Raw genomic sequence first — 14,757 nt, forward strand, 5'->3', positions numbered from 1 at the left:
ATACAATCATTTCATAGATTTAGATTCAGTCTAAAATCAATTATAGAAATGATGGAGGTTTTCCGCATGGATAGATTGACAACGAACCAAGGAGCTCCCGTAGGAGACAATCAGAATTCGAAGACGGCGGGCCGCCGCGGTCCTACGCTGCTGGAGGATTATCATCTGATTGAAAAGATCGCGCATTTTGACCGTGAACGGATTCCGGAGCGCGTCGTTCACGCCCGCGGAGCCGGGGCGCATGGCATCTTCGTCGTGGAGAATGACATGAAGCCGTACACCAAAGCGGCCTTCCTGCAGGAGATCGGGCAGGAGACACCGGTCTTCGTTCGATTCTCTACCGTCATCCATGGAACAGGTTCCCCGGAAACGGCACGAGACCCGCGCGGCTTTGCCGTGAAGTTCTACACGGAGGAAGGCAACTACGATATCGTTGGTAATCATATCCCTGTCTTCTTTATCCGGGATGCGATCAAATTCCCTGATATGGTCCACTCCTTGAAGCCGGCTCCGGACAGCAACATTCAAGAGCCCGGACGGTATTGGGATTTCATGACGCTGTCCCCGGAATCCACGCATATGATGACCTGGGTGTTCTCCGATCATGGAACGCCGGCCAACTACCGTGAGCTGGACGGATTCAGCGTGCATGCATTCAAATGGGTCAACAGCGAAGGCAAAGTGACTTATGTGAAATATAAGTGGGAATCGCAGCAAGGGGTACGAACCCTGGATGCGGATGAGCTGGTTGAAGTGCAGGGCAAGGATTTCAACCATGCTACGCGGGATCTGCGCGAGCATATCGAGCAAGGCGACTTTCCGAAATGGCGTCTGGTGGTGCAATTGATGTCGCCGGAGGAGATGGACGATTTGCCTTTTGATCCCCTGGATCCAACGAAGGTATGGCCGGAGGACCGCTTCCCGTTCATTACGGTAGGCACCATGACCTTGAACCGCAATCCGCAAAATTTCTTCGCGGAAGTTGAGCAGGCCGCTTTCTCGCCAAGCGCGCTGGTTCCCGGCATTGAGCCGTCGGAGGATAAGCTCCTTCAAGGACGTCTGTTCTCCTATCCGGATACGCAGCGTCACCGGCTTGGCGCCAACTACCTGCAAATTCCGATCAACTGTCCGTATGCACCGGTGCGCAACCATCAGCGCGACGGCCTGATGAACGTCAAGCAGGATCCGTCTCCGGTCAACTACGAGCCGAACAGCTATACGACCGGACCGGTCGAGGATCCATCCGTTCAGGAGAGCGAAGCGCCGCTTAGCGGTCATGTCGTTCGCCAGCGTATCGAGAAGACGGACGATTTCACCCAAGCCGGAGAGCTGTACCGCTCCTTCACCCAGCAGCAGAAAGACAATCTGCTCCGCAACCTGATTGCCGATCTGAGCCAGGTGAAGCAGGACATCCAGCTGCGGGCCGTATGCAACTTCTACCGGGCGGATGCCGAATACGGAGCCAGACTGGCCGAGGGACTCGGCGTAGATCTGAGCGGCTTCATTCCGGCAGCAAATAAGCCGGAGTCTGTATAAACCGCGTCTTTAACGAAGGAAGGCATTACGGAATAACTTCTTGGTCGATTGTCCGCCAAAGAGCCAGAGCCTAACGGTCTGCTTCTTCCGCTGTGCAGGCCGTGAAGCCATCATATATAAAGAGGTGCCGATAAGATCATGAGATCTTTGGGGCGCCTCTTTTTTAGTTAAGGGGCGCTAGCGTATCGTTTCGGATCTTGCCGGGAGGATCGCTCCTTCCTTGGGAGGAGTACGCTCTAGCATGAATCGTTTCTCATCTTGCCGTTATCCCAATTTCTTGAGGTCAACCGTGAGCCGCTTCAAACAGGGTGTTTCAAGGACCGCTTCGCTTGTCCGTAACCCGCCGCTCGCACGGAGGACCATGGTCCAACTCAAGTCTCCCAATCTTAATTGTAAATAATTACCACATGTAGGATGTAACGATTCCTTTACCGGATGCCGATAAGTTGAAGGGAAGATTTTAGTTACGAGGGAGCGTTCTCCCTGCGGATTGAAAGGACAGGAACCATATGAAGACAAAGAGAACCAACCGGCTGCGGCGAAACATGATCATCACGTTTCTTGTGGTGCTGCTCGTTCCAAGCTTTGCGATCGGTTATATTACTTATCGCGATGCCAGTCATACCGTGGAGGAGGAAATTTTGCGCAGCGCATCGCGCAGCGTGGAGACGGCGAATGATGTCATCAACCAGACGATCGAAAATAAGATTCATGACTTGAGCTATTTCAGCGGGAAGATCAAAGGGGCTGCGGTCGATCAGGAGCTGGCATCGGGCAGCGAAACAGGACTCGCTGCGGTGCTCCGGCAATATTTAGGGCTGCACCCTGAAACGGTCGATATTTTTACCGGGACAGCCCGGGGCGGCATTCTGAGAGCCTCTACAGAGGAGCTTCCTGAAGGATATGACCCGAGACAGAGCGAGTGGTACAAGCTGGCCATCACCGCCAAGGGCGAACCAATTATTACGACGCCTTATGCATCACAGGCCGGATCGATGATCGTTGTGACGATTGCGCAGATGCTCCCGGATGGATCCGGCGTGGTCGGCATTGATCTGAACCTTACCCAGATCCGTGATCTGGTTGAAGTCAAGGTTGGACGCGAAGGCTATACCATGGTGCTGGATCAGAAGCAAAACTATTTATTCCACCCGGAATACGCGGCAGGGACGGACGCATTGGCGCAAGAGGCTTGGATATCCCGCTTGTATGAGGAGCCGGAAGGGCACTTCCATTACGAGCATAACGGCGAGGATAAGCAATTGAATTACCTTACCAATGAAAGGACCGGATGGAAGATTGCCGGTACGATGTATTTCTCGGAGGTAGAAGATTCCGTTCGCGGCATCCGGAATACGATGGTATTGGTGATGGCGTTGTCGCTTCTTGGCGCGTTTGCGCTGGCCTTATGGAATATCCGCTCGGTGCTGAAGCCGATTCGCAAGCTGAGCAAGGCTACCGAGGTGATCAGCGATGGGGATCTGACCTATCGGATGAACGGATTCAAGCGGGACGAAATCGGGGAATTGGCCGACCATTTCCAGGTCATGGTGGATAATCTGCGTGAAATGGTGCATGGCGTCATGGGAATGACGGAGAATGTGTCTGCATCGTCGGAGGAACTATCGGCTAACGCGATGCAAAATACCGCGGCGGTTCAGCATGTGACCTCCTCTATTCAGGAGGTGGCGGCAGGCAGCGAGAGCCAGCTCTTCGCCGTGGAGGAAATCGTAAAGCGGATGAATCAAGTCTCGCAGCATGCCGATTCCATTGCCTCTCTCCTCGAGGTTATGAGAGGGGCCATGAACCAGACGGAAGAGTTGGCCCAGGAAGGGAATACGGCCGTGATCACGGCCGCGGCTACGATGCAGGACATCAACCATTCGATGGAAGAGCTCGGCGGCGTCATCAGCCAGCTGTCCGAGCGGTCGGAGCAAATTCGCGGCATCGTCGGGACGATTGGAGAGATTGCCAAGCAGACCAGCCTGCTTGCGCTTAATGCCTCGATTGAAGCATCGAGAGCGGGAGAACACGGCAGAGGCTTTGCTGTCGTGGCTGCGGAAATTCGCAGCCTGGCGCATCGCTCCGAGGCATCGGCACAGCATATCGCCGAGCTCATCGCCGCCATTTTGCAAGAGGTGAAGCGGACGAATGCGGTAATGGCATCGGCTCAGGAGAACGTTTCCGAAGGCGTCGGCGCGGCTGACCTGACCGGACGCTCCTTCTCCCGCATTAAGAAGGCGGTTCACAAGGTGACCGGGCAAGTAAGCGAAACCGCCGAGGCTGCGCGTCAGCTGGCGGGCGATGCGAATCAAGCGAGAACGGCTATTGATGCGATTCGCAATATTTCGGAGCAGACGTCCGGACGGACGCAATCCATATCAGCCGCTTCCGAGGAGCAGCTTGCCTCGATGGAAGAGGTAAGCGCGTCGGCGACGGATTTGAGCCGGCAGGCGGAGGAGCTTCAGGAGCTGGTCCGGCGTTTCAAGGTTTAGCAGCTATAGAAGAAGCGGGGTGGTTTTCAGCGCTTCGAGCTGAACGTTCAAGCAGCGAAGGGGATGCATTCCCTTTGCTGCTTTTTTTATGATGAATGCTGCTCAAGTTTAAGACCAAAGTGACTTTCACTCTCGGGAGCGGGCCAGTATACTGGAGTCAAATGGCAGAACCTGCACACTCTAGGAGAGCGAGGCAAAATAATGGCACAGCATATGAAAGATCGGGTTGTAGCCCTGGCCGGCCCCCGCAAAGCGGCGGAAATGGCTAAGCTGGTGGAGAAGATGGGAGGAACCCCGCTGATTCGTCCGGCACAGGGAACGGTTTTTTTGGATGATGAGGTACTGCGTGAATCGATTGAGAATTGGCTTAAAGAGCCCGCGCCGCCGTGGGCGATATTTACGACGGGCATTGGCCTAGAGGCCATCTATGATATGGCGGAGCAGATGGGCGCTTTGGACCGGTTGAATGTTACGCTTACGCAAACAACCATTGCGGCGCGCGGTTACAAAACGGTGAACGCGTTGAAAAAAAGAGGACTTACGCCTATCGTAAGAGATGATGACGGTAGCACATCCGGCCTCATTCGGGCGCTTGCGCCGTTTGATCTGGCAGGCAAGCGCGTCATCCTCCAGCTGCATGGCGAATCCGCGCCTAAGCTTGTGGAATGGCTGGAGAGCCGGGGCGCTCAGGTGGAGCCGATCCTGCCGTATAAGCATATACCGCCGCGGGAGGAAGACATCTCCTTGCTGGTGGACGAAATTATCCAGGGCAAGGTTGATGCCGTTGCGTTCACCAGTGCGCCGCAATTCCGGTTTCTGGCTGATTTCGCCAAGGATCACGGCAAGCTCGAAGCGGTGCTGGAGGCATTCCGCGGACCGGTGATCGCCGTTGCCGTCGGCAAGGTAACGGCGCAGGGGCTGCGCGAGGAAGGGATCACGCGCCTGCTTGTCCCCGAGGATGAGCGCATGGGCAGCATGATGGTCGAGCTCGGCCGATATTTTGCCCAATCGGCGAATTAATGGCATGATAGGGGAGGGAGACGGTGTCTTCCGGATAGAGTCTTAGGCTCGTGCATGTAATGGACCATCGTGTGTAATATTGTAAGTAGTAAATAGGAGGATGCCCCATGGATAAAAGAAAAGCACTGCTGCTAGGCAGCTACACCCACCCCAAGTTTCACCCGCTCCAAGGGATCGATAAACAGGTGACCCATCTTTTAAACGACATGTTCACGGTGCAGTGCACCGAAAATCATAAAATGCTCCACGAGAGCAATCTGTATCCCTATGAGCTGTGCATTGCCTACAGCGACTTGTGGGATGAACGCGTATCTCCCCGGCAGACGGCGGGCCTGCTGTCCTATGTCAGCGGCGGCGGAGGCCTGCTTGTCATTCATAACGGGATTACGCTGGCTAACCGGTATGAGCTGGCCCAGCTCATCGGAGCGCGTTTTGACGGCCATCCGCCGATGGATAAGCTGTATTTCGTTCCCGCCGAGACCGATCATGATATTACGGAAGGCGTGGAGCCGTTTGTATTGGATGAGGAGCCGTATCGCTTCACCTTTAGCCCGTTTACGGAAAAAACGGTGCTGCTTCACTATGAATATGAGGGTCAGCAGTGGCCGGCCGCTTGGTGCCATACGTACGGCATCGGCCGGGTGGTCTTTGTGATGCCGGGCCATCATGAGCCGAGCTTCCTTCAGCCGCAGCTTCGGAGGCTCATCACGCAGGCCGCCAAATGGGCGGCGCGCGTTCCGGGCTAAATCATACGGAGCATGCCTGTAGGAGGGAATGGATGAATAACGGGAAGATTTTAATCGTCGAAGATGAAGCTAAAATATCCCGCCTGCTGGAAATTGAGCTGGAGAGCGAGGGCTATGAGGTTGCCAAAGCGGATAACGGACCGGATGCGCTGAGCGTATATCGAAGCGGGTCCTTCGATCTGATTCTGTTAGACGTCATGCTGCCGGGCATGAGCGGCATCGAGCTGCTGCGGCGCATCCGGAGCCAGGATACGCACACGGCGGTGCTGCTGCTCACCGCCAAGAGCTCGGTTGAGGATAAGGTGTCGGGTCTTGATCTGGGGGCTAACGATTATATCACGAAGCCGTTCCAGATCGAGGAGCTCCTCGCCAGAATCCGGGCAGCGCTTCGACTTCAGGGGACGCGCCAGAACGACATTGAACCGGGAGGAGAATGGCTTTCCGCGGGAGACCTTAAACTCCATGAAGGAACGCGCGAGGTCGTCAGGGCCGGAACGAAGATCGAGCTGACGCCCCGCGAATTCGATCTGCTCGTTTACCTGCTCAAAAATCAACGACAGGTGCTGAACCGCGAGCAAATTCTGGCCGCGGTATGGGGATATGACTATTACGGCGATACGAATGTCGTCGATGTCTACATACGTTATGTGCGTAAGAAAATCGATCTTGACGGCCTGCCTGATCTGATTCATACCGTCCGCGGCGTCGGCTATGTGCTTAAGGACAGTCCATGAAGCTGAGCAGCCGAATTCATCTCTATTCATCCGTACTTGTGGCTGTCATTCTGATCGTCATGAATATTTTGGTCTATTTTGTATTCAGCCGCTTGACGGTGGATAGCCAGCTTAAGCAGACGAAGGCCGAAGCCGTGCAGATTGCCGGTAATATGGTGGAGGCAGCGAAATCCGTACCGCTCGCCGACCTGCAGCGCAGCTATGTTCCGGCTGGCGCTGGAATCAAGGTGGTCATGCCCGATAACAGCAGCCCCGAACAGTTGACGACGGCACCGGGCGTGGAGCTGGACGGCCTGGATGAGCCGTATGATACCCGGGAGCAAGTGCGGGTGATAACGATTCAAGGGGAAAAGTACGCATTCGCCTCGATCCCGGTTATTTGGCCGGACGGCTCGGTCAACAATATTCAGCTTGCGCGTACGCTTGCTCCGACGATGGATATTCTGAAGGCGCTTCGTCTCGTGCTCGTGGCCGTGACGGCCATAGGACTGCTTCCGATCATTGTGTCGACCCGCGTGCTGGGGCGCTTGATCATGCAGCCGATTACGGCGCTGACCCGCACGATGAAGGATATCCGCGAGAGCGGACGGTTCCGCCGGATCGAGCTTGGGGAGCAGCCGAAGAACGAGCTGACGGAGATGGGTGCGGCATTCAATGATATGATCACGCTGCTCGAGAGCAATCATGAGAAGCAGGAGCAGTTCGTATCCAACGCCTCGCACGAGCTGAAGACGCCGCTGACGATTATCGAGAGCTATGCCAGCCTGCTGAAGCGCAGAGGGCTTGAGCGGCCGGAGCTGTTTCAGGAATCGGTGGAAGCGATCCATTCGGAAGCGATCCGAATGAAGGAGATGACCGAGCAGCTGCTGCTGCTGGCAAGGAATCAGGATTCATGGAAGATCGAGATGGAATCCGTGGAGCTCTCCGAGCTGGCAAACGGATCGGCACGTGCGATCCGGGATGCCTACAGGCGGAAGGTTGACGTCCGCGCTGAAGGCGAGGTGCACGCCTGGACGGACAGCCGCAGGCTGAAGCAGCTGCTGTTCATCCTCCTTGATAACGCCCGCAAGTACAGCGATGAGTCGATCGTCATCGAAGTCGGAAGGAAGCCGCCCGGGGTATATATTCGGGTCATTGACCGGGGGATCGGCATATCGAAGGAAGATCTGGAGCATGTGTTTGACCGTTTCTACCGGGTCGATGAAGCTCGCGGCAGGAAGACCGGCGGCGCGGGCCTCGGCTTGTCGCTGGCGAAGGAGATTGCGGAGGCCATCGGGGCAGAGCTGGAGCTCGAAAGCCTGCCGGGAGTCGGCACCACCGCCACGATCCGGCTGCAGCCTCCCGAGACCTGAGGTTAAGGTTAAACGCCCTCTTGTTTCTCATCGATTTCTAACCTTGCTGCGGTATACTTGCGTTAATGAACAAAATATACCCGAGGTGATTGGGATGCGTAAACAAATGGGGATGCTGATGGGCGCTCTTCTGCTGGTCGTGGTCGTGGTGGCCGGTACGTTGTTGTGGAAGCCGTTCAGTGTTTCGTCGGAGCGTATGAGCGAGGATGAAATTATAGGTAAAGTGGAAACTCTCTACCCCAATGGGACGATAACGGATACAGCGCTGGACGGCGATGTGTACCGGGTTCAGCTGGTGTCCGATCAAGGCAAATATGATTTGGCTGTGGATGCCCGCGAGGGAAGCATTGTGTCGATCGAACAGCTGGAGAAGGGAAAGGGCGAGTCTGGCAATCAGGATCCGACCGGACAGCAGCCCGAGACTTCTGAGCCGGATAACCGCGGGACGGGTCAGAGCGAGGGCCAGGGACAAGGCCAGGGGAGTAATCCTCCACCTGCGCCGAACGGGGAGGGATCAGGCGGAACCCCGGAAGACTCTGACGATGGCGAAGGCAACGAACCAGAGAATCCGCCGATGCGGATGATCACAAGGGAGCACGCCGAGAAGGTGTCACTTGCTAAGGTTCCCGGGACGATCGAGGATATCGAATACCGCGAGGATGACGGCGTTCGTTATTACCTGGTCGAAATTGAGAAGAGCGACGGGCGGGAAGCCACGATCCAGGTTCATGCCATTACCGGCAAGATTATGACCGTAACGTGGGATGATTAAGACAATGGATGAAACGTAAGCAAGATTCGATGCCGAGTTACTGCTTGATTTCACTTCGTGATAAATTTGAACAACCTCTTTTATCATTTATCATCGTTTTCTAATCTTTCTCTCTGAATGCTCTCATATTGGAGCGTTATAGTGAAATTGTAAAGAGAACGATCGATAAGACATGAGGAGGTAATTACGATGGGAAAGAACAAGATGAAGAAAAAAATACTGTGGGCCGGCGCGCTGTCCGTGGCTATAGCGGCAAGCGGCGTATACGGATATAATGCCGTGCAGGCTGCGGGCTCGAACGGAAGTGCAAGCACCGGTACGACGACTGCAGCGCAAGCGGGCAAGCAGCTGATCAGTGTCGAGAAGGCGGAGCAGCTTGCTCTGGCTGTCGCTAAAGGAACGGTAAAAGATATCGATCTGGTACACTATAAAGGACAGCTCGCTTATAAGGTGTACATCCAACAAAGTGATCGGGGCACCAAGCTATGGATTGACGCATCAACCGGCAAAACGCTCGGGAAGCGGACTTTCGATTATCACCACCACTATGATGGAGATGATGATTTTGATGATGACCGCGATCGTTATCCCAGCGGCTTGATCGGCGCAGGACAGGCCGCTGCAGCTGCATTGAAGCATGCGGGAGGCGGCACGGTGACTGACGTCGATCTGGATGAGGACGATAACCGCTGGATCTATGACGTTGAAGTGAAGACCTCCAAAGGCAGCATGGAAGTCGAGGTCAACGCCCTGAGCGGGAAAATCGTAAAGTCCGAGTACGATCACGGCGATGATGATCATGATGACGATCATGACGATGATCACGACGACCGTTACGATAATGATCATGACGATAATGATCATGACGACGATGACGATGATCGTTACGACGATTAAGATTGAGTGATCCTATTCGTGCAGACCGTGGGGCAATGCCCTGTCGGTCTGTTTTCTTTTCCTCGACTAGGCGTTAACAGATCGGTATCCATGCCCTCATATTTACGGCCGGATCCGGGTAATTCTAAGTATATGGGATTTTGCAAAATCCAAAGATCGACTTCCCATCAGCACAGTTATAGAGCGAAACGGCTTTGTTCGTCTCTAGATTTGACCCGGGGAGCGGCTGGAATCTAAATTTTCACAATGCCGGCCTATAAACCGGGAGCGCTCACAGGACATGGGTACTGAAGCTTTGCGGATAGATGTTTTTACCAGCGCGAACGGTTATAATGGAACCAGACAAGATCGGGAGGGATAAAATCATGAGTGATCTTTTTAAGAAAGCAATCTCGTTAGGATTGGGCCTTACCGTTGTCAGCAAAGAAAAAGTCGAGAAAATCGTGGACGATCTGGTTAAGCGCGGGGAGCTGGCGCCCACAGAATCCAAAGCGCTGGTGAATCGCCTCATTGAACGCGGCGAGGAAGAGCAGTCCCAGATCAAGACGTATATTTATGAACAGGTGCAGCGCGTACTGTCCGAACTGGACGTGCCGAAAGGAACCGATGTCGCGAGCCTGGAACAGCGCATCGCTGTCCTTGAGAGGAAAATCGTGGAATTGGAAGGGCCGCAGCAGGATTAGATGGCGGTCCGAATGAGGCATGCCGGACGCTACCGGGAAATCGCCATGGCGCTAATGCGCCATGGCTTTGGCTATATGGTGGAGGAGATGGGACTGTTCCATGTCCTGTCGATGCCCGTCCGCTGGAGCTCCAGGGAGCAGCCGGAGACCGTTACGCTCGGGGAACGGATTCGGAGGGTGCTGGAGGATCTTGGACCGGCATTCGTGAAGCTGGGCCAATTAGCGAGCACAAGATCGGATCTGCTGCCTGACCATATTATCCAGGAATTGGTCAAGCTGCAGGAGCGGGTTCCTCCGTTCTCTTCCGCCAGCGCGCGGGAGCTGATCGAGCAGGAATGGGGCATGCCGATACATGAAGTACTGCAGGAATTTGAAGAGAAGCCGCTTGCCGCCGCTTCGATCGGACAGGTGCATGCCGGCCGGCTGAAGAGCGGCGAGCGTGTGGCGATCAAGGTACAGCGGCCGGGTGTGGCCAGGATGATCGGCCGCGATCTGGAAATCCTGCGGGACATGATCTCGATCGCCGAGCGCCACTGGGATTGGGTGAAGCAGTACCGGGTCGACCGGATTGTGGATGAATTTGCCAGAGCGATGATGGCGGAGCTGGATTACAGTCACGAGGCACGTAACGCGGAGAAGATTTCATCCCGGCTGGATGACCATGAGTATATCCGTATTCCGCGGATATATTGGGAATATACATCCTCGAAAGTGCTGATGATGGAGTTCGCGGAGGGCATTACGCTTAGCCGCCGGCAGGAGCTGGCCGCGAAGGGTTATGACCTGAAGGAGATTGCGGAGCATCTTATAGACGGCATGCTTCAACAGATTTTTATCGAAGGCTTTTTCCATGCTGATCCCCATCCGGGCAATTTGCTTGTCGCCGAGGACGGAAAGCTCGTCTTCCTGGATTTTGGACTTGTCGGGCAGTTGAGCGAGGACATGAGGGATCATCTTTCGGGGCTGATCATTGCTTTGATGCGCCGAAATTCGGAAGGGATGATCCGCGCGATCTCCAAGATGGGACTCATACCCGATGATTGCGATATGGACGCCTTGCGGTCGGATATGGATCGGCTGCGGAGCGAATATTATGACGTGCCGTTCTCTCAAGTGCGCTTGGGGAAGGCGCTTACCGACCTGTTCACCGTTGCCCAGCGGCACCGGATTATGCTCCCGCCGGATTTGACGCTGCTCGGCAAATCGCTGCTGACGCTGGAAGGAGTCATCGAAATGCTGGATCCGGAAATCAGCATCATCGACATGGCGGAGCCTTTCGGACGGAAGCTGCTGAAGGAGCGCTATAATTCGCGCAGGATTGGAAGGAAGGTGCTGGACGGGTTGGCGGGGCTTGCAGAAAGTCTGCTGGATTTGCCCGGACAGGCCAGGCAGCTGTCGGCCTTGATCAGCAAAGGGAAGCTCCGGGTGGAAATCAGCGTGCCGGAGCTGCAGCAGCTGATGCGGAAGCTGGACCAGATCAGCAACCGGCTCTCATTCAGCATCGTTTTGCTGGCCTTCAGCATCATTATGGTTGGACTTATCATCGGTTCCTCCTTGAGCCGGGAGCCCATGATGCTATGGAATTTCCCGGTGATCGAGGTCGGGTTCATCGTGGCGCTGCTCATGGTGGCATGGCTGCTGTATTCGATCTTTAAATCGGGGCGTTTCTAGCTCGTGGGCTTATCAAGGCTGTTTAGCCAGGGGCCGCGGCTTTGGCCCGTTTACGCTGCTGGATCCAAGCCTGAATGCCGATCAGGACCCATTCTATGAGATGATAGAAAACGGCGATGATGAGCGCATGGAGCCAGCTGCCGACCGGAACGGCAGGGATCACCGACGCCAGTGCGTAAATCAGGATCGAATCGGTGATCACGGTGACGGTCTGCTTGACGTATACGGAAGCGTCCCGCCGCAGCCATAGGCGCAGCAGGGTGATCATGATCGGGTGCACGAGGCCTTCAAAGATCAGAAACCCGATCAAGAGCAGCAGGGGCAGGCTTAGCAGCACGCCGCCGCTGTTATAGGCAAGCATCTGTCCCGCAGAATCGGTCACCCGGAACAGGAGTGCATACAGGATGGAGAACAGCTCGATCGGTACAATGATAAAGGCTGCGAGAAGCGGAACAAGCCACAGCTTTCTCTTAAGGGGGACGGGCGGCTCCCCGTCCCGTCTTGAAACATAATTCATCATCATGTTAATCAAGGTGAGCAGGATCAGCAGAACGAGTACAGTGACTATGAGCTGGAGCGGATTCATTCGGGACACCTCCTTGCCGTGGTGGGATGAATCTTCTAATATTGACATTACCAAAGACAGGGTCGTTTGTCAGTTTCTTAATACGATTCAATAGCGAAAAATACTTAAATGAGGTGGAACGTTTGCCGAACTTTCAACAGCTGGGCATTGACGAGCAGAGAGTGAGAAAATTGAAGGAGCAGGGAATCGCGGTACCGACGCCGGTGCAGCAGGAGACGATTCCGCTGCTGCTTGAAGGGAAGGATGTCATTGCCCGGGCGCGGACCGGAACCGGCAAAACGCTGGCCTTTATGCTCCCGATTTTGCAGCATATCGATCCGAATCGTCCTTTCCCGCAAGCGCTCATCATCGCGCCAACCCGGGAATTGGCCCTCCAAATCACGGAGGAAGCCCGGAAGCTGACCGCAGGGGAACCGGACGGGATTAAAATATTGGCCGTGTACGGCGGCCAGGATGTCGAGAAGCAGCTGCGCAAGCTGGAAGGCGGCCGGCATTTGATTATCGGCACGCCGGGAAGGCTGCTGGATCATCTGCGACGCGGCACACTGGAGCTCGGCGGGGTTAAAATGCTCGTGCTCGATGAAGCGGATCAAATGCTGCATATGGGCTTTTTGGCCGAAGTGGAGGCGCTGATCGATGCCCTTCCATACCGACGCCAGACGATGCTCTTCTCGGCTACGATGCCTGCAGGGGTGAAGCAGCTTGCGGCTCGTTACATGAATAAACCTGAAGATATTGTTATAAAAGGGGCATCCCCCATTCCGTTGGAGCAGATCAAGCAGGTGGTTGTCGAGTGCACCGACCGGTCCAAGCAGGACGCCCTTCGGGCCATGATCGAGCGCTACCGGCCGTTTCTTGCCATCATCTTCTGCCGTACCAAGCGGCGGGCATCGGCTCTAAACGAAGCCCTGCTCGCTGCCGGATACGAATCGGACGAGCTTCACGGCGATCTGTCCCAAGCCAAGCGTGAAGCGGTCATGAAACGGTTTCGGGAAGCCAAGCTTCAGCTCTTGGTCGCCACGGACGTGGCAGCCCGGGGGCTGGATGTGGAAGGGGTTACCCATGTTTTTAACTACGATATGCCCCATGATGTTGAAAGTTACATCCACCGGATCGGCCGGACCGGGCGCGCGGGAGGCAGCGGAATGGCAGTGACCTTTATGGCTGCCAAGGACCGTTCGGACCTGGCGCGGATCGAGGAGGGCATCTCGCTTCGCTTGAAGCGGGTGCGCTATGACGCACACGAGGGGAACGTCCAGGAGGAGCGCGCGGACAATGCGGGTATGGAGTCCGGCCGTCCGAGAAAAGCTAGACATGTCTCTTCGCTTGAGTCTGACCGTGAGCGGGGGCAAGGCGGCGGGCGAAGAGAAGGCGGAACGGGCTCGGCACGCCGCGGCCAGTCGGACCGCAGCTCCCGGGGAGGAGGCGGCAGCGCCGATGGCCGGGGAGGCCGCTCCCAAGCCAAGGGGAGAGCGGAGCAGCCACGCAGGGAAGAGAGCGGCGGGCGCGGGAGACGTGCAGGCGCGGAAGAGCGCAGCCGCGGGCAGAGCAAGAGCCAAGGCGGTGCCGGCCGTGGATCGACAAGATCCGGAGGCCGCAGCGGCAGCTCCGCCCGGGGCCAGGCCAACCAGGGCGGCAGCCGCGGCTCCGGCAGCCGGGGAGGGAGCGGCCGGAGCGGTGGACGGCGCGGCCGTTAACGCCATCCGGTGGTTCATTTGCAGGCCTTGCGGTTAATAACTGATCGTTATCTAATCCAATCACAAGGAGGCGTTATCATGTCTGAACATAATCATGTCGTGAACAAGAACGGTGAGCTCGATGTAAGTAAGGTCGATGACGCGATAGATCGGATTGACGATAAGGAGAAGGAGCGGATCCTGGCTGATTTCGACTCGTTTCAGGCCTATTTGAACAAGCGAATTCAGCTGGCCGAGAGCATCGGATTGAATGAGGAGCAGCTTGCCCAGGCGGCGGAAAAGGTGGCCGGCTATCTGGCTGCAAACGAAGAGCCTAGAAATTCGGAGGAGAAGCTTCTTCAGGAATTGTGGAAGGTGGGCACACCAGAGGAGCAGCACAAGCTGGCTCATCTCCTCGTCAAGCTGGCCCAGAAACGCTAGGCTTAGGCATTTTCAAAGAGCGTCATAGGTCTTCTCCGGCAGGTGATGCCGGGGAAGGCTTTTTTTGATTTACCGCCATCTTTGTCCGATAGATATACATGGAGCTTCCTAAAATAGGGCCTAAATTCATCTCCTCTTGGAAAGGATT

The 14,757-nt window shown here is 55.6% G+C and carries 13 protein-coding genes; 12 read left to right on the plus strand and 1 reads right to left on the minus strand.

What is annotated here, in order from left to right:
* Positions 1-66: 66 nt before the first annotated feature.
* The 10 genes from NST44_RS07140 to NST44_RS07185 all read left to right on the plus strand — a co-directional run bounded on the left by NST44_RS07140 (position 67) and on the right by NST44_RS07185 (position 11,906).
* Positions 67-1,536, plus strand: a complete 1,470-nt coding sequence (locus NST44_RS07140; RefSeq protein ID WP_340898563.1) for a catalase — start codon at positions 67-69, stop codon at positions 1,534-1,536.
* A 509-nt stretch (positions 1,537-2,045) separates the two neighbouring features.
* Positions 2,046-4,031 (plus strand): methyl-accepting chemotaxis protein, encoded by a 1,986-nt coding sequence (locus tag NST44_RS07145; RefSeq protein ID WP_340898565.1) that lies wholly within the window; start codon positions 2,046-2,048, stop codon positions 4,029-4,031.
* 201 nt (positions 4,032-4,232) lie between these two features.
* On the plus strand, positions 4,233-5,051 hold the full coding sequence (locus NST44_RS07150; protein ID WP_340898567.1) for a uroporphyrinogen-III synthase: 819 nt from the start codon (positions 4,233-4,235) through the stop codon (positions 5,049-5,051).
* A gap of 107 nt (positions 5,052-5,158) precedes the next feature.
* A complete protein-coding gene (locus tag NST44_RS07155; protein WP_340898569.1) occupies positions 5,159-5,797 on the plus strand; it encodes a ThuA domain-containing protein in 639 nt (212 codons plus the stop codon).
* 32 nt (positions 5,798-5,829) lie between these two features.
* Positions 5,830-6,531 (plus strand): response regulator transcription factor, encoded by a 702-nt coding sequence (locus tag NST44_RS07160; protein WP_340898571.1) that lies wholly within the window; start codon positions 5,830-5,832, stop codon positions 6,529-6,531.
* A complete protein-coding gene (locus tag NST44_RS07165; protein ID WP_340898573.1) occupies positions 6,528-7,883 on the plus strand; it encodes a sensor histidine kinase in 1,356 nt (451 codons plus the stop codon). The genes NST44_RS07160 and NST44_RS07165 overlap by 4 nt, the downstream gene beginning before the upstream one ends.
* Positions 7,884-7,977: 94 nt before the next feature.
* On the plus strand, positions 7,978-8,655 hold the full coding sequence (locus NST44_RS07170; protein ID WP_340898575.1) for a PepSY domain-containing protein: 678 nt from the start codon (positions 7,978-7,980) through the stop codon (positions 8,653-8,655).
* Between the two features lie 189 nt (positions 8,656-8,844).
* Positions 8,845-9,552, plus strand: coding sequence for a PepSY domain-containing protein (locus NST44_RS07175; RefSeq protein WP_340898578.1), 708 nt, complete (start codon positions 8,845-8,847; stop codon positions 9,550-9,552).
* Positions 9,553-9,917: 365 nt separating this feature from the next.
* Entirely contained in the window at positions 9,918-10,235 is a 318-nt protein-coding gene (locus NST44_RS07180; protein ID WP_007128843.1) for a phasin family protein, read from the plus strand.
* Positions 10,236-11,906 carry an ABC1 kinase family protein gene (locus tag NST44_RS07185; protein ID WP_028404110.1) on the plus strand — a complete coding sequence of 557 codons (1,671 nt, stop codon included), beginning with the start codon at positions 10,236-10,238 and terminating at the stop codon, positions 11,904-11,906. It abuts the gene before it with no gap.
* A 22-nt stretch (positions 11,907-11,928) separates the two neighbouring features.
* Here NST44_RS07185 and NST44_RS07190 read toward each other — a convergent pair whose 3' ends face one another.
* Entirely contained in the window at positions 11,929-12,492 is a 564-nt protein-coding gene (locus NST44_RS07190) for a hypothetical protein (RefSeq protein ID WP_007128841.1), read from the minus strand.
* 122 nt (positions 12,493-12,614) lie between these two features.
* On the opposite strand from NST44_RS07190, the gene NST44_RS07195 reads away from it, so the two are divergent.
* Entirely contained in the window at positions 12,615-14,189 is a 1,575-nt protein-coding gene (locus tag NST44_RS07195; RefSeq protein WP_007128840.1) for a DEAD/DEAH box helicase, read from the plus strand.
* Positions 14,190-14,267: 78 nt separating this feature from the next.
* Positions 14,268-14,609 (plus strand): DUF3243 domain-containing protein, encoded by a 342-nt coding sequence (locus tag NST44_RS07200; RefSeq protein WP_007128839.1) that lies wholly within the window; start codon positions 14,268-14,270, stop codon positions 14,607-14,609.
* Positions 14,610-14,757: the final 148 nt, after the last annotated feature.

This window comes from Paenibacillus sp. FSL W8-0919, assembly GCF_038003785.1.
Taxonomy (GTDB): domain Bacteria; phylum Bacillota; class Bacilli; order Paenibacillales; family Paenibacillaceae; genus Paenibacillus_AQ; species Paenibacillus_AQ lactis.

Coding starts and splice junctions, on each gene's coding strand:
- NST44_RS07140 (WP_340898563.1), top strand. CDS start 67: ATGGATAGATTGACAACGAACCAAGGAGCTCCCGTAGGAGACAATCAG.
- NST44_RS07145 (WP_340898565.1), top strand. CDS start 2,046: ATGAAGACAAAGAGAACCAACCGGCTGCGGCGAAACATGATCATCACG.
- NST44_RS07150 (WP_340898567.1), top strand. CDS start 4,233: ATGGCACAGCATATGAAAGATCGGGTTGTAGCCCTGGCCGGCCCCCGC.
- NST44_RS07155 (WP_340898569.1), top strand. CDS start 5,159: ATGGATAAAAGAAAAGCACTGCTGCTAGGCAGCTACACCCACCCCAAG.
- NST44_RS07160 (WP_340898571.1), top strand. CDS start 5,830: ATGAATAACGGGAAGATTTTAATCGTCGAAGATGAAGCTAAAATATCC.
- NST44_RS07165 (WP_340898573.1), top strand. CDS start 6,528: ATGAAGCTGAGCAGCCGAATTCATCTCTATTCATCCGTACTTGTGGCT.
- NST44_RS07170 (WP_340898575.1), top strand. CDS start 7,978: ATGCGTAAACAAATGGGGATGCTGATGGGCGCTCTTCTGCTGGTCGTG.
- NST44_RS07175 (WP_340898578.1), top strand. CDS start 8,845: ATGGGAAAGAACAAGATGAAGAAAAAAATACTGTGGGCCGGCGCGCTG.
- NST44_RS07180 (WP_007128843.1), top strand. CDS start 9,918: ATGAGTGATCTTTTTAAGAAAGCAATCTCGTTAGGATTGGGCCTTACC.
- NST44_RS07185 (WP_028404110.1), top strand. CDS start 10,236: ATGGCGGTCCGAATGAGGCATGCCGGACGCTACCGGGAAATCGCCATG.
- NST44_RS07190 (WP_007128841.1), bottom strand. CDS start 12,492: ATGAATCCGCTCCAGCTCATAGTCACTGTACTCGTTCTGCTGATCCTG.
- NST44_RS07200 (WP_007128839.1), top strand. CDS start 14,268: ATGTCTGAACATAATCATGTCGTGAACAAGAACGGTGAGCTCGATGTA.